22 protein-coding genes and 1 tRNA gene are annotated in these 20,434 nt (G+C 61.4%); 15 read left to right on the top strand and 8 right to left on the bottom strand.

All coding sequences use genetic code 11. The features are described 5' to 3' along the window. Positions 1–9: 9 nt before the first annotated feature. Positions 10–771 carry a M90 family metallopeptidase gene (locus tag GSQ73_RS09310; RefSeq protein ID WP_158883322.1) on the bottom strand — a complete coding sequence of 254 codons (762 nt, stop codon included), beginning with the start codon at positions 769–771 and terminating at the stop codon, positions 10–12. A gap of 12 nt (positions 772–783) precedes the next feature. Next, on the bottom strand, positions 784–1,107 hold the full coding sequence (locus GSQ73_RS09305) for a hypothetical protein (protein ID WP_158883320.1): 324 nt from the start codon (positions 1,105–1,107) through the stop codon (positions 784–786). 197 nt (positions 1,108–1,304) lie between these two features. Here GSQ73_RS09305 and GSQ73_RS09300 point away from each other — a divergent pair, with 197 nt between their 5' ends. From GSQ73_RS09300 to GSQ73_RS09270, 7 genes are all read left to right on the top strand, one after another. Next, a complete protein-coding gene (locus GSQ73_RS09300; protein WP_158883317.1) occupies positions 1,305–2,294 on the top strand; it encodes a biotin--[acetyl-CoA-carboxylase] ligase in 990 nt (329 codons plus the stop codon). After that, positions 2,291–3,052: a type III pantothenate kinase gene (locus GSQ73_RS09295; RefSeq protein ID WP_158883315.1), complete on the top strand. Its 762-nt coding sequence runs from the start codon at positions 2,291–2,293 to the stop codon at positions 3,050–3,052. The genes GSQ73_RS09300 and GSQ73_RS09295 overlap by 4 nt, the downstream gene beginning before the upstream one ends. Positions 3,053–3,082: 30 nt before the next feature. Beyond that, the gene (locus GSQ73_RS09290) at positions 3,083–3,748 is read left to right on the top strand and encodes an SPOR domain-containing protein (RefSeq protein WP_158883313.1); all 666 of its coding nucleotides are present in this window, start codon (positions 3,083–3,085) and stop codon (positions 3,746–3,748) included. Between the two features lie 55 nt (positions 3,749–3,803). Continuing rightward, positions 3,804–3,879: transfer RNA gene (locus GSQ73_RS09285), tRNA-Thr, on the top strand. A 913-nt stretch (positions 3,880–4,792) separates the two neighbouring features. Continuing rightward, a complete protein-coding gene (rocF, locus tag GSQ73_RS09280; protein WP_158883311.1) occupies positions 4,793–5,707 on the top strand; it encodes an arginase in 915 nt (304 codons plus the stop codon). Positions 5,708–5,735: 28 nt separating this feature from the next. Then, a complete protein-coding gene (locus GSQ73_RS09275; RefSeq protein ID WP_158883309.1) occupies positions 5,736–7,100 on the top strand; it encodes a tryptophan--tRNA ligase in 1,365 nt (454 codons plus the stop codon). A 38-nt stretch (positions 7,101–7,138) separates the two neighbouring features. Further along, positions 7,139–7,468, top strand: coding sequence for a hypothetical protein (locus tag GSQ73_RS09270; protein WP_158883307.1), 330 nt, complete (start codon positions 7,139–7,141; stop codon positions 7,466–7,468). A gap of 10 nt (positions 7,469–7,478) precedes the next feature. Here the strand turns inward: GSQ73_RS09270 and GSQ73_RS09265 are convergent, their stop codons facing one another. Continuing rightward, entirely contained in the window at positions 7,479–7,865 is a 387-nt protein-coding gene (locus GSQ73_RS09265; protein ID WP_158883305.1) for a VOC family protein, read from the bottom strand. A 77-nt stretch (positions 7,866–7,942) separates the two neighbouring features. Here GSQ73_RS09265 and GSQ73_RS09260 point away from each other — a divergent pair, with 77 nt between their 5' ends. The 3 genes from GSQ73_RS09260 to GSQ73_RS09250 are packed head-to-tail and all read left to right on the top strand — an operon-like array spanning position 7,943 to position 9,487. Next, positions 7,943–8,470, top strand: a complete 528-nt coding sequence (locus GSQ73_RS09260) for a M48 family metallopeptidase (protein ID WP_158883303.1) — start codon at positions 7,943–7,945, stop codon at positions 8,468–8,470. Beyond that, complete coding sequence (locus GSQ73_RS09255) at positions 8,463–9,104, top strand: DUF6348 family protein (protein ID WP_158883301.1); 642 nt, start codon at positions 8,463–8,465, stop codon at positions 9,102–9,104. The genes GSQ73_RS09260 and GSQ73_RS09255 overlap by 8 nt, the downstream gene beginning before the upstream one ends. A gap of 20 nt (positions 9,105–9,124) precedes the next feature. After that, entirely contained in the window at positions 9,125–9,487 is a 363-nt protein-coding gene (locus GSQ73_RS09250; protein ID WP_158883299.1) for a tryptophan-rich sensory protein, read from the top strand. Positions 9,488–9,792: 305 nt separating this feature from the next. On the opposite strand, the gene GSQ73_RS09245 is transcribed toward GSQ73_RS09250, so the two are convergent. From GSQ73_RS09245 to pdhA, 3 genes are all read right to left on the bottom strand, one after another. Then, entirely contained in the window at positions 9,793–11,178 is a 1,386-nt protein-coding gene (locus GSQ73_RS09245) for a dihydrolipoamide acetyltransferase family protein (RefSeq protein WP_158883297.1), read from the bottom strand. A gap of 107 nt (positions 11,179–11,285) precedes the next feature. After that, positions 11,286–12,266: an alpha-ketoacid dehydrogenase subunit beta gene (locus GSQ73_RS09240; RefSeq protein WP_158883295.1), complete on the bottom strand. Its 981-nt coding sequence runs from the start codon at positions 12,264–12,266 to the stop codon at positions 11,286–11,288. 3 nt (positions 12,267–12,269) lie between these two features. After that, positions 12,270–13,355 carry a pyruvate dehydrogenase (acetyl-transferring) E1 component subunit alpha gene (gene pdhA, locus GSQ73_RS09235; protein ID WP_158883293.1) on the bottom strand — a complete coding sequence of 362 codons (1,086 nt, stop codon included), beginning with the start codon at positions 13,353–13,355 and terminating at the stop codon, positions 12,270–12,272. A gap of 286 nt (positions 13,356–13,641) precedes the next feature. On the opposite strand from pdhA, the gene GSQ73_RS09230 reads away from it, so the two are divergent. Next, complete coding sequence (locus GSQ73_RS09230) at positions 13,642–14,490, top strand: tryptophan 2,3-dioxygenase family protein (RefSeq protein WP_158883291.1); 849 nt, start codon at positions 13,642–13,644, stop codon at positions 14,488–14,490. A gap of 152 nt (positions 14,491–14,642) precedes the next feature. Then, positions 14,643–16,142 carry an oligopeptide:H+ symporter gene (locus GSQ73_RS09225; protein ID WP_158883289.1) on the top strand — a complete coding sequence of 500 codons (1,500 nt, stop codon included), beginning with the start codon at positions 14,643–14,645 and terminating at the stop codon, positions 16,140–16,142. Positions 16,143–16,232: 90 nt separating this feature from the next. Here the strand turns inward: GSQ73_RS09225 and GSQ73_RS09220 are convergent, their stop codons facing one another. Continuing rightward, positions 16,233–16,730 carry a MarR family winged helix-turn-helix transcriptional regulator gene (locus GSQ73_RS09220; protein ID WP_158883287.1) on the bottom strand — a complete coding sequence of 166 codons (498 nt, stop codon included), beginning with the start codon at positions 16,728–16,730 and terminating at the stop codon, positions 16,233–16,235. A gap of 159 nt (positions 16,731–16,889) precedes the next feature. Between GSQ73_RS09220 and hppD the strand changes: the two genes are divergently transcribed. Continuing rightward, positions 16,890–17,960: a 4-hydroxyphenylpyruvate dioxygenase gene (gene hppD, locus GSQ73_RS09215; RefSeq protein ID WP_158883418.1), complete on the top strand. Its 1,071-nt coding sequence runs from the start codon at positions 16,890–16,892 to the stop codon at positions 17,958–17,960. 36 nt (positions 17,961–17,996) lie between these two features. Here hppD and GSQ73_RS09210 read toward each other — a convergent pair whose 3' ends face one another. After that, on the bottom strand, positions 17,997–18,398 hold the full coding sequence (locus GSQ73_RS09210) for a DUF5362 family protein (RefSeq protein ID WP_158883285.1): 402 nt from the start codon (positions 18,396–18,398) through the stop codon (positions 17,997–17,999). 125 nt (positions 18,399–18,523) lie between these two features. Here GSQ73_RS09210 and hmgA point away from each other — a divergent pair, with 125 nt between their 5' ends. Continuing rightward, positions 18,524–19,831, top strand: coding sequence for a homogentisate 1,2-dioxygenase (hmgA, locus tag GSQ73_RS09205; RefSeq protein WP_158883283.1), 1,308 nt, complete (start codon positions 18,524–18,526; stop codon positions 19,829–19,831). Next, complete coding sequence (locus GSQ73_RS09200) at positions 19,828–20,412, top strand: lectin (RefSeq protein ID WP_158883279.1); 585 nt, start codon at positions 19,828–19,830, stop codon at positions 20,410–20,412. The genes hmgA and GSQ73_RS09200 overlap by 4 nt, the downstream gene beginning before the upstream one ends. Positions 20,413–20,434 lie beyond the last annotated feature (22 nt).

The raw sequence follows: 20,434 nt of genomic DNA, 5'->3' as shown, positions 1-20,434 counted from the left end.
GCTGGCGATTCAAGCAACAAACGCAGGAGATTTTCCGTAGAAATCTTCGAGCAGTTCGGCGATCTCCGGTTCGACCTCGCGCAATAACGCTGGTTGCGAATAATGCAGCTCGCTCACCACCGCGAAATATTCGCTGGGATTTTCCGTGGCATGTGCATCGATCTTGCTGTCACCGCGATTCGCTGCCTCGATCAGCCGCTCGTAAGCAAGCTCGAACTGGGTGATCCATCGCCGCCTCGAAATATTCGTGAGCGGCGGCACGCCGTCGGGCGGTCCATCGAGCATGTCGAACTTGTGCGCCATTTCGTGCACGACGACGTTGCATCCATCCCAGGGCTGTTCGAGATCCAGTTGCACGTCGACCAGCGACAACACCAGCGGCCCGCGTTCCCAGATATCGCAGGCGAGCGGCTTAAGCGTTCCTTGCGTATTGCCGTCGATATCGTGCGTATGGCGGCGCACCTTGAGCTCGCCCGGATAAACCAGCACCTCGCGCCATCCGCGCAGAAGGGCCGCACCCTGCTGGAGCACCGGGAGACAAGCCTGCAGGGAGATCATCAAACGCCAGTAGTCGTCGAGAACAACACCGGCGAGTGCATGGAATTGTTTGCGGGAAAGAAACAGCGCCGCCAGATGGCGCAGTTGTACTTGCTGATCGGGTGGTAATGGCCTGGCCAGCGGGCAGTGGCTCACTGCGCGTCGCCAGAGTGGATCAGGAATCGGCGCGGTTTCGAAACGAGCCCGCAGCGAATGCCACCAACGTTCCGGCATGGGGCCGAGCGCTTACTGGATGGATCCCGGTAGCAGTGATTGCCAGCCCAGTCGCGGCTGCCTGGCAGGTGCAGGCGTGGGATCGCCGCCACCCGAACGATCACTGCTGGCGGGTACGCTGCCGTGGCTGTCGTGGCTGATCACGCGGGGTGGGGTGCCACGCGCGAAGCTGGTCACTACGTCGCCAATGGCGCCGCCGTCGTCGTGCGCACTGTTGCTGTCGGCCGTCACGTGCGTGGTGTTGTCCAGATCCTGCGTGTTGCGGCTCGATGCCGAAGCGCTGCCTACGCCGGCGAGGCACATCGCAAAGCCGATAAGCCAATGTTTGGCAAGCATGGTGAACTCCCTGACCCACAAGACCGGGATCGTGTCAGAAAGCCTAGCGTGGTGCCAGTGCTGGCCCGGCAGGTTGCGAAGGCGTCGGCGAGACAGGAACGTGCGCAGCAAGCGGGCTAAAATCGGCGGATGCTCATCCTGCTTATCCATACGCCATCGCGCATCCGCGATGGCGATCTCGCCTTCGGCCTGTGCTGATGCACCCGGCACAATTGCTCGCGGCACTGGCCACTGGCGAAACATTGTCCGGCGCGGCGCTCGCCGAACAAGCCGGCGTGACTCGCGCGGCCATCTGGAAACAGATCGAGGTTCTGCGCGCACGTGGCGTGCCGATCGATGCGCCAGGCAGCGCCGGTTACCGATTGCCGTGGCCGCTGCAAATGCTGGATGCCAAACAGATCACAGCCGGCTTGCCAGCGTCCGTGTTGCCGCTGCTGGGCGGGCTCGACGTGCATTGGGAACTGGATTCGACATCGAGCGAACTGCAACGGCGCGGCGCGAATGGCCGGGACTTCAGTTTCGTCCTCGCCGAAACCCAGACGGCAGGGCGCGGCCGGCGCGGACGCCCGTGGCTGTCGCCGCCCGGACTGAATGTGTACCTCTCGTGCCTCAAGCGCTTCGATCGCGGTTTTGGCGGATTGAGCGGGCTTTCCCTGGCCATCGGCGTGATGTTGCTGCGCGCACTCGAACCATTGGGCGTCGCCGGTGCAGGTCTGAAGTGGCCGAACGATATCGTGGCGATGGAGGATGAACCACTTGGCGGCAAGCTGGCTGGCGTGCTGGTGGAACTGGGCGGTGAATATCAGGGGCCCTGCGTGGCGATCATCGGCGTCGGCCTCAACCTGAGACTCACGTCCGCATTGCGCGAACAGGCCGGTCAACCGGCGTGCGACCTGGCAACGCTTGCGGGAAACGCGCCGCCAGATCGCAATCGCGTCGCTTCGTCGCTGATGGCTGCGCTGATGACTGGTTTGCGTCAATTCGAGCAGCAGGGGTTTGAAGGATTTGCAGCCGAGTACGAGCGACACGATCTGCTGCGCGATCGTGCACTACGGTTGACCGGCGCGCTGGGAACGTTCAATGGCATGGGCGCCGGCGTTGACGCGCGTGGTGCACTGCGCGTGCGCATGGCGGACGATAGCGTGCGATTGATTGACAGCGCGGAAGTCACGGTGCGACGCACATGATGCTGCTGCTCGATCTTGGCAACACCCGATTGAAGTGGGCACTCGTTTCGCCATCCGGTGAGTGGCCATCGCATGGTGCGACGAATTGGGAAATCGACGCGGCGCGTTCTCTTGCGGCCGAATGGAAATTCCTGCCTCGGCCTCTCATCGTGGTCGCGGCGTCCGTCGTCGATCCTCAACGCGAGTCGCAGGTGGAAGCTGTCGTTCTGCAACTGTTCGAGCGCCAGACGACATGGATGCGCTCGCCGGCGAACGCATGTGGCGTACAGAACGCCTACGCCGAGCCGCATCGTCTGGGTGTCGACCGGTTTCTCGCCATGGTCGCGGCAAAAGCCGCAGGCAGGGCGCCGTGCGTACTCGCCAGTATTGGCACTGCGCTGACGCTGGATGCGCTGGACGCTGGCGGTCGCCATCTTGGCGGCTTGATTGCGCCTGGGCCGATGCTCATGCAGACATCCCTCCTGGATGCCACGGCGCGCGTGCGACCCGAGCGCGATGGCGACATCCTCGACCTCGCCGACAATACGGCCGATGCCGTCTCTTCAGGTTGCTGGCAGGCATCGGCAGCGTTGATCGAACGCTTCGCCACGCGGATGCGTGCGCGACTTGATGGCAGCACGACATTGATTCTCTCTGGCGGTGATGCCGATCGTCTGCTGCCGTTGATTTCGATACCCGCAGATCGGATTCACGACGGCGTGCTGCGCGGGCTGGCGGTGTGGGCTACGACGCATGTGACGGTGCCTTCGCCCGTTTAGAATGCGTGACGCGCCGGGATCGGGGGTTCGATGTTTCTTCGTCTGTTGTTTGTACTGTTGAGTGCGCTAAACATTGCCGTCGGTGCCTGGCTGTTGCTGGGGCAGCCTTACGCCCATGGCGGCAATCCCACCGACTCGGGCGTGTCCGAACTGAAGCTCCTGTCGGAATTGCCGGAGCCGCCCGCGTCGACACCGATCTCCGCGCCCGTTGCCGCCATCAATACCGCACCGGCTTCAACCAGCCATACCTGCCTTGCGCTGGGTCCGTTCGCAACGCCGCAGGACCTGCGCAATGCACGGCAGCGCCTCGCGGCCCAGGCTGATCGCACGCGTTCACGCCAAGAGCAGACCACGCAGTCGAATGGCTGGTGGGTTTACTTGCCGGCATCGGGCAGCCGAGCGCAGGCACTGGCGCTCGCGCGTCAGGTTGGCGAGAAAAACATCGGCGATTATTTCGTCGTGAGTTCCGGCGATCGTTCCAACACCATCTCGCTCGGCGTGTTCAAGGACCCGTCGAATGCGCGCAAACGCCGCGACCAAGTTGTTGCCGCAGGCTTCCCGGCTCTCATGAGCGAACGCGCCGAAACTGTTCCGGAATACTGGCTGGATGTGGTCATGCCCGACAGCGCCGAAGCGGATTGGCGCAACCGAATCCGCGCAAGCGGCGTCGGCTCGCACAGCACGGGATGCTTTTGATGGGCGATTTGCCTTTGAGTAGCCCTCGCCGAGCCTGCTAGAATCCCCGACCTTCGCCGGCATAGCTCAGTTGGTAGAGCAACTGATTTGTAATCAGTAGGTCCCCAGTTCGAATCCGGGTGCCGGCACCAGTGATATCAAGGCCCGCATCGATGCGGGCCTTTTTTTGTCAGCGATTTGAGCTTCGGAGAAATCCGACCGCGAGAATTTCCATCCTTGGCCCGGCGAACGTTCTCATAAACGCGAGGTTTGCTCCGCGTCATCAGATCGGCTCGATTCCCATGTCGGCTTTGAGTTGCACGGAGATCAAAGCGAGTTTGCGCGCCAGCTAGTCAAAATCGCTGCCGCAGCAGCAGGTCTCAAATGCCATCAAAACGTATAAGGCAATGTGCACAGATCGTGAAATCTTGCTACGATCGGACCACACTGCTCGGGGGCAGTCTGGGGTGATTCAATGCATACGCTTATTGCGCATTCCGCCTTCTGGCGGGGGGTGTCGGTGTTTGCAGGGATGCTAATGGGGAAAAATGCCTGGGACGAGAAGCCGTCCGTTGCCACAACGCACACTGGTGATCTGGTGTCGTGGTGTCAGGGCGCACGCTCGCGACGCGAGGACGAGATGGCCCGGAATCGTTTGGGCGATACCGTCTGAGTTTTCCTCGTTCCGCTCGATGCGGAACGGGTTTGCGTTTGTGTCCATCTCTTTCGCGGAACAGAAATGTTCCCGCTCTGATGTGCACCTTGTGATTGCATGCGTCAGTGTTGCAAGGCACACGTGCGAACGACTGCTGCCCGTTGTTCTGTGACTCCCGCACAGTCAGCTGCGCCGTGATGGCGTGAGGCCGTCGGCTTCCAGCCGCCCTCCGGCTGATCCGGTAAACTCGATCGGATTCATCGACTGTCGCTGATCGCTGCAGCCGTTTCACAATAGCTATTCCGCGCGCGCAACAAATGCAGCGTGGCCGCTGGTTCCCGGATTTTTGCACCGGAGACCGAAACGGCTTGCCAAGCGCGACGACCGGAAATCCAGACAGGTAAATTCGCATGAGTAACCGCACTGTCTCCTTGATAGGCGCACCCACGGACATTGGCGCCGGCCATCGCGGCGCATCGATGGGCCCGGAAGCATTGCGCGTGGCCAATTTGGCGGCGAGGCTGGAGCGTCGCGGGTTGCGCGTGATCGATCGCGGAAACCTTCAGGGACCGGTCAATCCGTGGCAACCACCGACGGATGGCTACCGACATCTCGAACAGGTGGTGGCTTGGAACACGGCCGTGCACGCCGCGGTTTACGAAGACCTGAGCGCGGGCCACTTGCCGATCATGCTGGGTGGCGATCACTGCCTGGCAATCGGTTCGATTTCCGCGGTGGCGCGACATTGTCGCGACCAGGGCAAATCACTGCGCGTGCTTTGGCTGGATGCGCACACCGACTTCAATACCGCGCAGGCCACGCCTTCGGGAAATATTCACGGCATGCCAGTGGCATGTCTTTGCGGCACCGGGCCGGATAGGCTTGTTCGTCTAGGTGGCCATGTGCCGGCAACCACGCCGGATGTCTTCCGTTACATCGGCATCCGTTCGGTCGATGAAGGCGAAAAGAAGCTCGTTCGTGCGGCGAATATCCAGGTTTACGACATGCGCCACATCGACGAAGTCGGCATGAAGCGAGTGATGGAAGAAGCGCTCGCCGGCATCGACGAGAACACCCATCTGCACGTGAGCTTCGACGTGGATTTTCTCGACCCTAGCATTGCGCCTGGCGTCGGCACCACCGTGCGCGGCGGCCCCAACTATCGCGAGGCGCAGCTGTGCATGGAGATGATTGCCGATACCGGTCGCGTGGGATCGCTCGACATCGTTGAATTGAACCCTGCTTTCGACAAGCGCAACCAGACCGCGAAACTCGCTGTCGATCTGGTCGAATCGCTGTTCGGAAAATCCACGCTGCTCCGCTGATCATTTAGAACCGAATCCAGACATCCTCATGCAGACCCGAGTTCTCACCGGCATCACCACCACAGGCACTCCGCATCTCGGCAATTATCTCGGCGCGATACGGCCGGCTGTCGAGGCCAGTCGCCGCGACGATGTCGATGCGTTCTATTTCATGGCCGATTACCACGCGCTGATCAAAAGCGATGACGCCGCGCGGATCGAACGTTCGCGGCTGGAAATCGCCGCTACCTGGCTGGCGGCGGGCCTCGATCCGCAGCGGGTCACGTTCTATCGGCAATCGGATATCCCGGAGATTCCCGAGCTGACCTGGTTTCTTACCTGCATCGCCGCCAAGGGCATGCTCAACCGCGCGCATGCCTACAAGGCGGCCGTGGACAAGAATACCGAGGCCGGCGATGACACCGATGCCGGCATCACCGCCGGGCTCTACATGTATCCGGTGCTGATGGCGGCGGACATCCTTGCGTTCGATGCGCACAAGGTGCCTGTGGGCCGCGATCAGATTCAGCATATCGAGATGGCGCGCGATCTGGCGCAGCGCTTCAACCACATTCATGGACACGATTTTTTTGTGTTGCCCGAAGCGGTGATCGAGGAACAGGTGGCGACCTTGCCGGGCCTCGATGGCCGCAAGATGTCCAAGAGTTACGACAACACCATTCCGCTTTTCGCCGGCGGCAAGAAACAACTACGCGACACGATCATGCGCATCGTCACCGACTCGCGTTTGCCGGGCGAGCCGAAGGATCCGGATACGTCGTCGCTGTTCACCATCTTTCGCGCGTTCGCCAGCGAAACCGAAACGGCCGCCTTCCATGCGGCTTTGCTGGATGGCCTTGGTTGGGGTGATGCCAAGCAGGTGCTGTACGAGCGCATCGAAACGGATGTGGCGCCGATGCGCGAGCGCTACGAAGCACACATGGCCGATCCGGCTGGCATCGAAGTCATCCTGCAGCAGGGAGCTTTGAAGGCACGCGCCATCGCCACGCCGAAAATCGCGGCGTTGCGCGAAGCGCTGGGCTTGCGTTCGAGCAGCGCCAAGCCTGATTCGGCGTCGCGTCCGAAACAGACGGCCAAACAGGACAAATTGCCGCGCTTCGCGAGTTTCCGCGATGCCGATGGTAATTTCCGTTTTCGCCTGTTTTCCGCGGAAGGCGAGGAGTTGCTGCTCTCGGCATCGTTCACCGATCCCAAGGCGGCCGGTATTGTGCAGAAGCGCCTCAAGATGCTCGGTGGCGCCGATGCCGTTATGCAAATCCGGCCACGGGGTTTCGCCATCGAAATGGATGGCGAACACGTTGCAAGCACGCCCGACTACCGCGATGAACAGGCCAGGGATGCAGCGCTGGCGCCCTTGCGTCACGCGCTCGATCAACTCGCCGCGCAGGATTGACCTGACTGCGGCGCGCGCTGCCATGACGGAGTGATTCGATGCGTTACCTGTCCATCCTGTTGCTTGCGCCTTGGTTGCTGATTCTTTGCTGGGCGTATTGGGCCTATCCTAAAAGCTTGCCGCGCACGTCAGGTCGTCGAACGTTTGACGCGGTGATGCTCTTGTTCGCGGCGATCGCCGCTGCGCAGTGCGCACTGATCGGTTTCGACATGGCACCGATGCCGACAATCGGTCAATTCGGTCGTGCCAGCGGGGGCATATGGCAGCAAGTATTGCCAGCGCTGTACGGATACGGTGCATTTACTGTCGTGCTTGTGCTGGCGATGCTGTTGCGACATGCCTGCTGGGGTCCACGCCAAAGCCGCTGAGAACGTCGCATCAGTCCCAGCGATTGGCGTGCGGTTGGATCGCTCGTCCTTCTGGTCGTTGTACGACGCAGAAACGATGACCGCTCGGCGCCTGCATCACCCACCACCGTCCATGCACGAATTCGATGCGGTGTGCGCCCAGCGCTTCCAGGCGTTGAACTTCGGCATCGATATCGTCCGTCTCGATATCCAGATGCACGCGATTCGGATGATCAACCTTTTGCAACAGGATCACTGGTTCGTCGGCGGCGGTTTGCAGCTTCGCGTATTTGCCGTCGCCATCTTCGTCGGCATCGGCGACCGGCTTGCCCAGTGCGCGACTCCAGAATTCGATGGCAGGCGCGAGATCTTCAAGCTGGCAGTCGATCACGATGTTGCTCAGTCGGCTTTGATGCATGGCCTCACCCGATTGACGGAAAGGGACCTGCAGGCTGCCGCGGGCGTGGTGAAAACGATGTAATGCGAGAATGCACCATGACGCCGCTTCGCTATCTCCAGTCCTATCCAGTGACCTTGCAGGACAAGGTGCGCGAGTTGATCGCGCAGGAGCGGCTGGGCGAGCATCTTGCCAAACGGTATCCCGAGCGCCACGCCGTGCAGAACGATCGCGCGCTCTACGCGTACACGATGGACATCAAGCAACAGCATTTGAAAAACGCACCGGGTATCGACAAGGTGCTCTACGACAGCAAGCTTGACGTGGTGGGTCACGCCCTTGGCCTGCACACCGCCATTTCGCGCGTGCAGGGCAACCGGCTCAAGGCGAAAAAGGAAATCCGCGTCGCTGCGCTGTTCAAGGCGGCCGCGCCGGAATTCCTGCAGATGATCGTGGTGCACGAACTGGCGCACCTGAAAGAGCACGATCACAACAAGGCGTTCTATCAGCTGTGCGAATACATGCTGCCGGAATATCACCAGCGCGAATTCGACTTGCGCATGTATCTGACCTGGCGCGACCTGCCGGCGTCGAAAAAAACCGAGACCGAGGATCGCCATGGATAGTGCGGCATTGCAAAAGTACCTGCTGCGATTGTTCGAACGGCACGATGTGGAACTGGTGCCGGACGAAGACGACTGGCTGGTCACCGACGATGATTTCCCGGCGATCCGCGCCATCTGGCACGAGGGCGTAGGTGCCGAACCGGGTCGGCTGGATGTCGATGTGGTGCTGAGCGAAGAGCGGCGCATCGAGGAAAGTTTTGTTGGCTTCGGCGTGGGCGACATCGGTTCTCGCGATGCGTTGAAGACGTTCGAACGTCTTGAGTTCCACGTGCTTCTGGCAGCGTGCTGGTACGTCACCGACGATCGCAAGATGCGCATCGTCGCGTGGGATATCGGCGTGCGTACCTGGGACGTTTTCATCGGTCCGTTCATTACCCGCGGCGACGGCGAGTTGGCAGTGCCGGCCGAAGCGATCGATGCCATCGAAGTCGTGTTGAAGCGCGAGGTGCTCACCCCCGAACTCCACTGGCTGCGACTGACTCACCGTCATGCGCCCGAGGGTGCTCGCTGCGAAGTCCTGCTCGACAACGAACCGTGGACCGCAGGAACCGTGGCGCTCGATGCAGTCGCCTGGCCGGATGGCACTGATTACAGCGTCAGCTGTTTCGTGCTGCTGGACGTGCGCGATTACTGAAGGCCTTCACTCGAAAGGATGTGAGTTCGATCAGCGCGAGGCAACACGATGTTGAAACGTCGGAAGACAAGTCTTTCAGACACGGAAAAATTGTCCCTCCGTATCGGCCTGGCGGCTTTGTCATGGCGATTGCCGTTGTCGCCACATTGTCTACGGCGTGGATGTTCTTTTTCTTTCAACAGTCTGGCTGGACCGGCGCAAAGGTCACGACCGTGGCAATTCTCGGCGTTCTGACCATTGGCATGATTGCGAGTTGCGTATCGCGCCGTGCGTGGATGGTGACTTCGAGAACAGTGGCAGCGTGCATCTTCCTCATCTATTTCCACTACTTCATTTACGAGTCTTTGTTTTCTGGCCAGGCCATGCGTGTAAAGCAGTCTTAGCGAGCCTTCGTCGTACGCATCATTGCTTGGATTTCTGTTTTGGGGAGTGCCCAGTCTGTTCTATGCACTATGGGGTAGCCAGTGGGGAAGAGTCGGTATTATTCCGCCGGAACAGTGGTCCAGAAAAAATATCGCCGCCGCCCGAATTTCGCTTTTCGCCAGACGCCTGTTTCTGGTCTTGCTGCTTGTCGCCATGCTGAGGCAGCTTGCGATCTATCTTCATAGTTGATCCGTCATCTACGATAAAAAAAGGGCGCCGAAAGGCGCCCTTTTTTGCAGCACTCTTTGCTGATCAGTTCGGCTGATCAGTTCGGCAGAGCGAGATCGTCGAGCATCGCCTTGAGGAAGCGCGCAGCCTCACCGCCGGTGGCTGCGCGGTGGTCGAAGGTCAGCGACAGCGGCATGCGCCGATGCACTTCGATGCCGCCGATCACTGCGACCACGTCGTGACTCAGCTTGCCCGCGCCGATGATGGCGACGGTCGGCGGCACCACAACAGGGGTGGCGTAGCGACCGGCGAACATGCCGAAGTTGGACAGGCTGATCGTGTAGCCGGAGAGTTCCGACGCGGGAATCGAGCGATCTTCCACCTGCGTGCGCAGCCGCTTGATCGCCGCGCGGATGCCTGCGCCATCGAGCACGTCGGCGTTGCGCAGCGCAGGCACGAACAGGCCGTCGTCGGTATCCACGGCGATGCCGATGTCCACGTGTGGATGCAGCGTGCGCGTGAGATTCTTGCCGTCGAACCATGCATTCAAGCCCGGCACCGACTTGCAGGCGAACACGATCGCGCGGATCAGTCGCGCAGTAATGTCCTGCTTGCCGATCCATGCATGCAGGTCTGCGTCGTCAACCAGCGTAGTCGGCACGACTTGCGCGTGCGCGTCGGCCATCACGCGAGCCATGTTGCGACGCACGCCCTTCAACTGTTCCGGCTGGCCGCTGGCCTGCACCGAAGGTGGCGCGGTGCGCACGGCCTTGCCGGAAAGTGATGTGGTGGTGCGGCTTTGCTCTTGCGGAGCCGGCAGCTCCGGCGCGAGATGACGACCGGCCGATGCAGGCACCGAACGTGGCGCGGCAGCACCGAGTGCAGCCGAACCGTTGGCGGCGGCGTCCTTCACGTCCTTCATCGTGACCACGCCATCGGCGCCGCTCGGGTGCACGCGGGTGAGGTCGATCTTGAGTTTCTTGGCGAGCGCACGCACGGCGGGCACGGCTTTCACGCCACCGACGCTGGCTGCCTGTTCGACATGCACATGGTTGCCGCTGACCATCGCACCGACCACGGTGCCTTCGTCTTCGCGTGCGGCACTGGTTTCGTCGACTTCACCACCTTCATCCGATGCGACCACTTTCTTGCTGTCGTCTGGCGCCGGGCTGCCCACGCTCTTTTTCGGGCCGTGGTGATGGCCGGTGGACTCGGCTTCTGCGCGCTGCTTGGCGTTCGGATCCGGCTCGAATTCGGCCAGTGCCGCGCCGGTTTCGATGATGTCGCCCGCGGCGCCATGCAGCTTGGTCACTTTGCCGGTGTACGGCGAAGGTACGTCGACGACGGCCTTGGCGGTTTCCATCGAGCACAGCGGCGCATCGAGCTTGATGCTGTCGCCCACCTTCACGTGCCACTCGACGATGGTCGCGTCGGGCAGGCCTTCACCGAGGTCGGGCAGGTAGAAAGTCTTGATATCAGCCATGAGATTTATCCGGGAAGTGGGAACAGGGACCAGGGAACGAAGAGTTGGGAGACCTCGCGGGGAGCTACTTTGCCCGTTCCCTGTTTCCCGTTCCCCGCTCCTTAAAATCAGCTTGCCGCCAGCGTGCGCTTCACTGCGTCCACGACGCGTTCCACGCTCGGCATGTATTTCATTTCCAGGCGGAACAGCGGGATGTGCGTATCGAAGCCGGTCACACGTTCGACCGGCGCGAGCAGGTCGTAGATGCATTCCTCGGCGAGGCGCGCGGCGATCTCTGCGCCGAAGCCTGCGGTCTTGGGCGCCTCGTGCACGATCACGCAGCGGCCGGTTTTCTGCACCGATTCGGCGATGGTGTCGAAGTCCAGCGGGGTCAGCGTGGCGACATCGATCACTTCCGCGCTGATGCCTTGTTCGGCCAGTTCGTCGGCGGCTTCCAGCGCCTCCTTCACTTGCGCGCCCCAGCTCACCAGGGTGACGTCGGTGCCGTCACGCAGCACGAAGCACACGTCCAGCGGCAGAGCCTCGCCGTCGTCCGGCACTTCTTCCTTGTACTGGCGATAGATGCGCTTGGGTTCGAAGAACATCACCGGATCGGGATCGCGGATCGCGGCGAGCAGCAAGCCGTACGCGCGCGCAGGTGACGACGGCATCACCACGCGCAGGCCGGGGATGTTGGTGAACAGATGCTCGTTCGCTTCGGAGTGATGTTCCGGCGCGCGGATGCCGCCGCCCCACGGCGCGCGGAACACCGCCGGCACCGTGAGGCGACCGCGCGTGCGATTGCGCATGCGCGCGGCGTGGCAGGCGATCTGTTCCATCATTGGATAGATGAAGCCTTCGAACTGCGCTTCGGCGACCGGCTTCATGCCTTGCACGGCGAGGCCGACGGTGACGCCGGCAATGGTGGTTTCGTCCAGCGGCGTGTCGAGCACGCGCAGTTCGCCAAATTTTTCCTGCAAACCCTGGGTGGCGCGGAACACGCCGCCGTTCAAGCCGACGTCTTCGCCCAGCACCATGACGCTTTCGTCGTGGGCCATCTCATAGGCAAGCGCCTGGGTGACTGCTTCGATGAGGGTGATTTGTGCCATGACTCAGTGACCCTTTGATTCGAGCGAAAGGACGTAATCGCGCTGCTTGGCGAGATCGGCGGGGACTTCGGCGAAGATGTAATCGAACATCGCCGAGACCGGCTGCGTCTTGGTCTCCAGGTACGCGTTCACTTCGTTGTCCATCCAGTCGTCGCACTCGGCCTTCCAGGCTTCTTCTTTCGCGTCGTCCCACACTCTCTTCGCGACCAGCCAGTTGCGCAGGCGCTTCATCGGCTCTTTTTCCCACCCGTCCTTCACTTCCTGCTCGCCGCGGTAACGGCGCGCATCGTCGGCGGTGGTGTGATCGCCGAGACGATATGTCACCAGCTCAAGCACGCTGCCGCCGTTGCCGCTGCGTGCGCGATCGAGCGCGTCTTCCATCGCCTTGCGCACGGCGATGATGTCGTTGCCGTCCACCTGCATCGAGAAAAGCCCGGCCGCGATGCCTTTCTGCGCGAGCGTGGGTGCGCCGGACTGGATCTTGCGCGGCACCGAAATCGCCCACTGGTTGTTGACGATCACCGCGACCAGCGGGAGGTTCTGCGCGCCGGCGATGTTGATGGCGCCGTAGAAGTCGCCCTTGGACGAACCGCCGTCGCCGATCGTGCACACCGCCACGCGCTTCTCGCCGCGGATCTTGAACGCCAGCGCAGAACCCGCCGCGTGCAGGCATTGCGTCGCGATCGGCACCGACCAGGCGAAGTCGTGACGCGCCGGTTCTTTCTGGTAATCGTTGCCACGCTCGTCGCCGCCCCAGTACATGTAGACCTCGCGCGGCTGCACGCCGCGATAGAGCTGCGCGCCGTATTCGCGATAGCTCGGTGCGTAGACGTCTTCGGGTTTCATCGCGCTGCCGATGCCGACGTGCGCGGCTTCGTGACCGAGGCAGCTGGCGTACGTACCGAGCTTGCCGGTGCGCTGCAGCGCGATCGACTTGGCGTCGAACACGCGGGTCGACAACATCAGCTTGTACAACTCGACCATGTGGTCGAGGTCCTTGGCGAACTCAGGCAGATCGTTACGCACCTGCTTGCCCTCGGCGTCGAGGTATTGCAGGTATTCGATTTCAAACTTGGCGGCGATGGTCACGACTCGCTCCGGGTTGAGGGAATGAGGAAAAGAAACCAGGAAGATGGCGCACTCCACACGATCCGGAGCCACGCAAACGACCGAACAAGACCGCACTTGATAACAGGCGGGCATGTTGCGCTGCAAGGTCCGGTGCAGCATGCGCGGACGTACGGCGAGCGAAAATACGAGGCGCCACAAGGGCTGCGAGGCATTGGGTGTTCGCGATGCGTTTCTGTGCGCGCGCTTGAAACTCTCTTCGGCGGCACCCGCTACCATGACGTTTTTCGGAAGTCTGCGAAGCACCATGAGCGAGAACCAGCGCGACATAGAGGCCGGCATCCAGACCGACCTCAACGGGCAGATGACCTACGGCGGCTACCTGCACCTGGACACGCTGCTGTCCGCGCAGCAACCGCTGAGCCAGCCGCCGCATCACGACGAAATGCTGTTCATCGTGCAGCACCATGTCTCCGAATTGTGGATGAAGTTGCTGATTCATGAGCTCAAGGCGGCGGTAGCGCATCTGCAACGCGACGACATCGACGCGTGCCTGAAAATTCTTGCGCGCGTGAAACAGGTGCAGCGTCAGTTGTTCGAACAATGGGCGGTGCTGGAGACACTGACGCCTTCGGAGTACCTGGAGTTCCGCGGCGTGCTCGGCCCGTCGTCGGGTTTCCAGTCGTTGCAGTACCGCGAGATCGAATTCCTGCTCGGTAACAAGAACGCGCAGATGCTGAAAGTGTTCGCGCATGATCCGGCGGCGCAGGAAGCATTGCGCAGCGTGCTCGAGGCGCCGAGCCTGTACGACGAATTCCTGGCGTATCTGGCGCGTCGCGGACACGCGGTGCCGACTGAACTTCTGCAGCGCGACTGGACCCAGCCGCATCGGCGCAACGCCGCATTGCTGCCCGTGCTCAAGCGCATCTACGAGGATCGCGCGGAGTTCTGGCAGGAGTACCACATGTGCGAACAGCTGGTGGACGTGGAAGAAAGTTTCCAGCTCTGGCGTTTCCGCCACATGAAAACCGTGGAGCGAATCATTGGCCATCGTCGCGGCACCGGCGGTTCGTCCGGCGTGAGTTTTCTGAAGAAGGCGCTGGAGCTGGAATTCTTTCCCGAACTGCTCGATGTGCGCACCGTGCTCGAAGGTTGATACCGCGTTTCACGCGGAAGCCTGATCAAAATCGTTTCACGCGCGAGCGGTAGTCAACGGCATTGACGTGGACGCGTCGGCTGGTTACATCTGCGCGGCGGGTCGACGGCAGCTTGCCGCATATCGGCGTCATCCATCAGGTGGAATCCAGCATGTCCGACAACAACGCGACGCCGAGCAGTCCGAATTATCCACAGCTGCTGGGTCATCCACGCCCGCTGTGGATGCTGTTCATGACCGAGTTCTGGGAGCGCTTCGCGTTCTACAGCGTGAGCTGGGCGTTGGCGCTGTACGTCGTGGCGCACTTCTTCAACGGCAGCGCGACAGGCCAGGCGTGGGCCGCAACGATTTTCAGCGCGTACACGGCACTCATCTACGCCTCCAGCATTTTCGGCGGTTACGTCGCCGATCGGATCATCGGTTACCAGCGTTCCATCCTGCTCGGCGCACTGGTGATGGCCGCGGGCTTGTTTGTGGTCATGTTGCCCAGCCGCGATGTGTTCCTGATCGGGCTGGCGATGGTGATCGTCGGCAACGGCTTGTTCAAACCGAACATCTCATCGATGGTCGGGCAGCTGTACGCACGCGACGATCCACGTCGCGATCGCGGCTTCACGTTGTTCTACATGGGCATCAACGGCGGCGCACTGCTGGCGCCGCTGCTGACCGGATGGATGGCCGGCTATTTCACCAACACGCCGTTGCAGCAGAACTATCGCATCGTGTTTGGGGCCGCCGGCGTCGGCATGCTGCTCAGCCTGCTGTGGTTCTGGTTTGGACGACGCAGCCTGCAAGGCGTGGGTCGCCCGGCGCCGGAAGCCGAAGGTTTGTCGCGCGTGGCTTGGGTTGTGCTCGGCACGGTTGTCGCCGTGCCGCTGGTTTATCTGCTGCTTGCGTTCGTCAGCTCCGGGCTTTCATGGGTGCTCGGCCTGTTGTTTGTGGTCGTCGCGGTGGTGCTGCTGGCCGAAGCCGCGCGACAGGGGCGCGTGCAGGTGGACCGCGTGGTGGCGATGCTGATCATCTTCGCGTTCAACGTGCTGTTCTGGATGTTTTACTTCCAGCTCGGCACGTCGTTCAATTTCCTTGCCGAGAATCTGGTCGATCGAAAGATGTTCGGCGACTGGGTGTTTCCTACCGGCTGGTTCCAGTCGGTCAGTCCGCTCGCCATCATCGTGCTGGCGCCGGTGGTCACGATGGGGTGGTCATTCTTTGCCGCGCGCGATAAAGAGCCGTCGATACCGCGCAAGTTCGGCCTCGGGCTGGTATTCAACGGCCTGGGTTTCGCGGTGTTGATGTACGCGCTGGCGCATTTGCTCAACGGCCAGGGATTGATTCCATTCTGGCCGCTGGCGCTGTGCTACGTGTTGCAGACTGTTGGTGAGCTGTGCCTGTCGCCGATCGGTTTGTCGATGGTGACGAAGCTGGCGCCACCACGTCTCGTCGGCCTGGCGATGGGCGGATGGTTTCTCTCGCTTGCCGTCGGTGGGCAACTGTCGGGATTGCTCGCGGGCTACATCAGCGGTGCCAGCGGCATGACGGCGACCTCGGCACTGAGCGGTTTCACTTTCAGCTTCTGGTTGCTCGCCGGGGCCGGCGTACTGTTGCTGCTGGTGGCGCCGCTGATCAACAAGCTGATGCACGGGGTGAAGTAGCTGAAAGCGGGGAACAGGGAACGGGGAACAGAAGCAAAAGCTGCATAGCGGTGTTGTGTACGTGTATCGAAGTGATCGCTTGCGAGGCGCCTAACGTTCGCCGTTTTCCGTTCCCCGTTCGCCATTCCTCGGCTGCAACTTGTCCAGAATGCGCTCCAGCCACGCGCGTTCGTCCGCATCGAGTTTCGCCAGCACTTCGCGTTCGCGCGCGCGCGCCATCGGCGCCACTTCGTCGTGCATGGTCCAGCCCGTCTCGGTAAGGCCGAGCACGGAGCGACGCTTGTCGTCCTCATGCGTGACCCGGCTGACGCGACCGGCTTCGACCAATCGGGCCAGCGCGCGGCTCACGGCCACTTTGTCCATAGCGGTGCGCTCGGCCACCTCGCGCGCGGACAAACCCTCGAAGCGCGCGAGCACGGCCATCACGCGCCACTCGGTCACCGAGATGTCGTAAAGCCGCTGATAGTCTTCGGCGATCGCCTGGCTGATCGTGTTGGAAAGGATCGACAGGCGATAGGGCAGGAAGTGCTCCAGCTGCAGCGGCGCATGCTCGGCGGCGGGGTGTGCGGGTTTACGTTTGCTGGTCATGCGGCGATGCTCCTTGCTATTGGTTTCATATGTAACTATAACGTTTGCGATGCGAGTCCTTCGCATGGTTCCGCGCATGCTTGTCGCGGCATTCTCAAGTCGCAGCTTAACCAGAACTCATCGCAGGAGAGCGCCATGAACGCCCAACCGAATCTTGGCATGCAGGTCACCACGTTCGACAACCCGATGGGCATCGACGGTTTCGAATTCGTCGAGTTCGCTGCACCTGATGGCCGTGCGCACGAGTTGCACGATCAGTTCAAGCGCATGGGTTTCGTCGCCGTGCTTCGTCACCGCACACGCCCGATCACCGTGTATCGCCAGAACGGCGTCAACTTTCTGGTCAATGAAGATCCCGATTCTTTCGCGGCCGATTTCGCCAAGCTGCACGGACCGAGCGCCTGCGGCTTCGCGATCCGTTTTCGCAAGCCCGATGTCGAAGTGCTGCAGACCGTACTGGGCAACGGCGGCGAAACCATCGGCGCCAGGGAATCGAGCAAGGCGGTGAACGCGGCGACGGTCAAGGGCATTGGCGACTGCATGCTGTACCTGATAGATCGCTACGGCGACCTGGGTTCAATCTACGACGCCGACTATGAGCCGATCGAAGGCGCCGATCAGCATCCGGCCGGCTTCGGTCTCACCTTCATCGACCACCTCACGCACAACCTCTACTTCGGCAACATGCAGAAGTGGTCGGATTACTACGAGCGTCTGTTCAACTTCCGCGAGATCCGCTACTTCGATATCAAGGGCGCCAAGACTGGCCTGGTGTCCAAGGCGATGACCGCGCCCGACGGCATCGTGCGGATTCCGCTCAACGAGTCGAACGATCCGAAAAGCCAGATCAACGAATACCTCGACGCGTATCACGGTGAAGGCATCCAGCACATCGCCTGCTTCACCGACGACATCTACGAGACAGTGGAAAACATGCGCGCCGCCGGCGTGGAATTCCTCGACACGCCCGACGCCTATTTCGAAGTGATCGACGAGCGCGTGCCGAACCATGGCGAAGATGTGCCGCGGCTGGCACACAACAAGATTCTCATCGACGCCGACCTCGAAACCAGGCAGCGCAAGCTGTTGCAGATCTTCACCCAGAACTGCATCGGCCCGATATTCTTCGAGATCATTCAGCGCAAGGGCAACGAAGGTTTCGGCGAAGGCAATTTCCAGGCGCTGTTTGAAAGCATCGAGCGGGATCAGATGAAGCGTGGCGTACTTTGACGAACAACGGGAGAGCCTCGACGCTCTCCCGCTGCGTCAATGCGGCAGATGGGCGAACTTGGCCATGCTCAAGCCGAGCGTGATCGCCATGATGATGCCGAGGATCGCCAGGCAGAAACCTACGATCATTGCAATGGCCTGGATCATGAAATAAAGCCGCAGTTTGCCCAGAGCCACTTTCAGCGCCGCAGCATCGTTCTGCACTTGCGCGCGATCGATCGCTTCGGCCGCCTGTAGCAATACGATGCTGAGCCAGATCGGCAACCATGCGACGATCAAGCCGAGGCCGAACGAAACCAGTACGTATAGCGAGGCAAACACGATCTGCGTGATGGCGAGAAACTTGATCCAGCCTTTTCCGATCGCCAGCGGCAGGGCCAGATCGGAGATACTTTCGGGCCTGTTTTCGAACGGCGGTGCAGTGAACTGTGAAGACATGATTTCCCCTCGCGAGTGATGTGGTGCCGCTCCGCAACGGGCGGCGGACCTAAAGTAACAGCTGATCGGACGACTCGGATCACGATCTGTCCAAGTCGTTCGACATGAATTTTGCGGAGCGATGCATGAGCGCAGATACGCCAATGACCTATCAATCCGGTTTCGGCAACGAGTTCGCCAGCGAAGCGATCGATGGGGTGTTGCCCGTCGGGCAAAATTCGCCGCAACGCGTGGCACATGGGTTGTATGCCGAGCAATTGTCCGGCACCGCGTTCACTGCTCCGCGCCACGGCAATCGACGCAGTTGGCTGTATCGCATTCGTCCCGCCGCCGTGCACGAACCGTTTGCGCCGCTGCCGCACGCCACGTTTCACAACCGCTTCGATGAAGCCCCCGCCACGCCGAACCAGCTGCGCTGGGATGCACTGCCGGTGCCTTCCGCGCCGACGGATTTCGTCGATGGATTGGTGACGATGGCCGGCAACGGCGGACCTGCGGAGCAGGCTGGCATCGGCCTTCATATTTATGCCGCCAATCGTTCGATGAAGGGCCGCTTCTTCTACGACGCCGACGGCGAACTGCTGATCGTTCCGCAGCAGGGTTCGCTGCGCATCGCCACCGAGCTCGGTGTGCTCGAGATCGAACCACAGGAGATCGCGATGATTCCGCGCGGCGTGCGTTTTCGCGTCGAGCTCGTCGACGGCGAAGCGCGCGGTTATGTCTGCGAGAATTTCGGCGCGCTGTTCCGCTTGCCCGATCTCGGCCCGATCGGCTCGAACTGCCTCGCCAACGCGCGCGATTTCCTCACGCCGCACGCAGCCTATGAAGACGTGGACGGCGACTTCGAATTGATCGCGAAATTCCAGGGTGCGCTGTGGTCGGCAAAGATCGATCACTCGCCGCTGGACGTGGTCGGCTGGCACGGCAACTACGCGCCGTACAAATACGATCTGCGCCGGTTCAACACGATCGGCTCGATCAGCTTTGATCATCCCGATCCGTCGATCTTCACCGTGCTCACCTCGCCGAGCGATACGCCCGGAACCGCCAATGTGGACATGGCAATTTTTCCGCCGCGCTGGCTGGTGGCGCAGCACACGTTCCGCCCGCCGTGGTTCCATCGCAACGTGGCGAGCGAATTCATGGGCCTGATCACCGGCGTATACGATGCCAAGGCCGAAGGTTTCGTACCCGGCGGCGCGTCGCTGCACAACTGCATGAGTGGTCACGGCCCCGATGCAGCGACATTCGAGAAAGCGTCCGCTGCCGATCTCTCGCAGGCGCATGTGATCGAGGGCACGATGGCTTTCATGTTCGAGACGCGCAAGGTGATTCGTCCGACCCGGCAAGCGCTCGATGCGCCACAGCTGCAGAACGATTACCACAAGTGCTGGCAGGGCATCCGCAAGCATTTCGATGCGGAGCGCACATGAGGCTAGTCGTCGCCGCGTTGTCATGCGCGCTTGGCTTGTCGGCGTGTTCGCTCGCCAGCCCATCGGCCTCGACGACGGATCAAGCCAAGCCGAAATCGACGATGACCGCCGCGCAACAGAAGACATTGGAAGCCCAGAACACGTTGGCGAGTTACGACGGTTATGGCAGCACGCGTTTCGGCATGAACGAAGCCGCATTCCGCGTGTCGTGGCAAGCTGACCTGGTCGGCACGATCGACCCGGCGGGCGACTGCTCCATGCTGCGGCCGGCGTGGGAAAAGTCCATGGTCACGTTCGACTTCATGTTTCTGCGTGGTCAGTTCGTGCGTTATGACGTCGGCACCGCCAACCCCGTTGCGCCGGGTGGCGGCAAGGTCGGCATGGATGTCGCGCAGATTCGCGCTCTGTACGGCTCGACGCTGCAGGTATCGCCGCACAAGTTTCGTGAGAAGGCGCAAATCCTGCGCACGACAAACGGCAAGGGGAGCGTGCTGATCTTCGAGACAGACGCCGACGGAAAAGTGAGTCGCTGGCGCATGGGCATTCCGCCGCAAATCGATAACGAGGATGGTTGCCTGTGATGAGCACAACGTTGGGAGCAGT

Origin of the sequence: Rhodanobacter sp. L36, assembly GCF_009765755.1 — a bacterium.
GTDB lineage: Bacteria > Pseudomonadota > Gammaproteobacteria > Xanthomonadales > Rhodanobacteraceae > Rhodanobacter.
Note: the sequence above shows the minus strand (reverse complement) of the source record. Positions and strands in the feature narration are given on the sequence as shown.

Bases quoted from the DNA above. Each gene is read 5' to 3' on its own strand.
- GSQ73_RS09225 (WP_158883289.1), top strand. From the start codon at position 14,643: ATGTCCGACAACAACGCGACGCCGAGCAGTCCGAATTATCCACAGCTG.
- GSQ73_RS09200 (WP_158883279.1), top strand. From the start codon at position 19,828: ATGAGGCTAGTCGTCGCCGCGTTGTCATGCGCGCTTGGCTTGTCGGCG.
- GSQ73_RS09290 (WP_158883313.1), top strand. From the start codon at position 3,083: ATGTTTCTTCGTCTGTTGTTTGTACTGTTGAGTGCGCTAAACATTGCC.
- hppD (WP_158883418.1), top strand. From the start codon at position 16,890: ATGCAGGTCACCACGTTCGACAACCCGATGGGCATCGACGGTTTCGAA.
- GSQ73_RS09305 (WP_158883320.1), bottom strand. From the start codon at position 1,107: ATGCTTGCCAAACATTGGCTTATCGGCTTTGCGATGTGCCTCGCCGGC.
- GSQ73_RS09240 (WP_158883295.1), bottom strand. From the start codon at position 12,266: ATGGCACAAATCACCCTCATCGAAGCAGTCACCCAGGCGCTTGCCTAT.
- GSQ73_RS09230 (WP_158883291.1), top strand. From the start codon at position 13,642: ATGAGCGAGAACCAGCGCGACATAGAGGCCGGCATCCAGACCGACCTC.
- GSQ73_RS09295 (WP_158883315.1), top strand. From the start codon at position 2,291: ATGATGCTGCTGCTCGATCTTGGCAACACCCGATTGAAGTGGGCACTC.
- GSQ73_RS09255 (WP_158883301.1), top strand. From the start codon at position 8,463: ATGGATAGTGCGGCATTGCAAAAGTACCTGCTGCGATTGTTCGAACGG.
- GSQ73_RS09210 (WP_158883285.1), bottom strand. From the start codon at position 18,398: ATGTCTTCACAGTTCACTGCACCGCCGTTCGAAAACAGGCCCGAAAGT.
- hmgA (WP_158883283.1), top strand. From the start codon at position 18,524: ATGAGCGCAGATACGCCAATGACCTATCAATCCGGTTTCGGCAACGAG.
- GSQ73_RS09300 (WP_158883317.1), top strand. From the start codon at position 1,305: ATGCACCCGGCACAATTGCTCGCGGCACTGGCCACTGGCGAAACATTG.
- GSQ73_RS09265 (WP_158883305.1), bottom strand. From the start codon at position 7,865: ATGCATCAAAGCCGACTGAGCAACATCGTGATCGACTGCCAGCTTGAA.
- GSQ73_RS09260 (WP_158883303.1), top strand. From the start codon at position 7,943: ATGACGCCGCTTCGCTATCTCCAGTCCTATCCAGTGACCTTGCAGGAC.
- GSQ73_RS09220 (WP_158883287.1), bottom strand. From the start codon at position 16,730: ATGACCAGCAAACGTAAACCCGCACACCCCGCCGCCGAGCATGCGCCG.
- GSQ73_RS09275 (WP_158883309.1), top strand. From the start codon at position 5,736: ATGCAGACCCGAGTTCTCACCGGCATCACCACCACAGGCACTCCGCAT.
- GSQ73_RS09245 (WP_158883297.1), bottom strand. From the start codon at position 11,178: ATGGCTGATATCAAGACTTTCTACCTGCCCGACCTCGGTGAAGGCCTG.
- GSQ73_RS09270 (WP_158883307.1), top strand. From the start codon at position 7,139: ATGCGTTACCTGTCCATCCTGTTGCTTGCGCCTTGGTTGCTGATTCTT.
- GSQ73_RS09310 (WP_158883322.1), bottom strand. From the start codon at position 771: ATGCCGGAACGTTGGTGGCATTCGCTGCGGGCTCGTTTCGAAACCGCG.
- rocF (WP_158883311.1), top strand. From the start codon at position 4,793: ATGAGTAACCGCACTGTCTCCTTGATAGGCGCACCCACGGACATTGGC.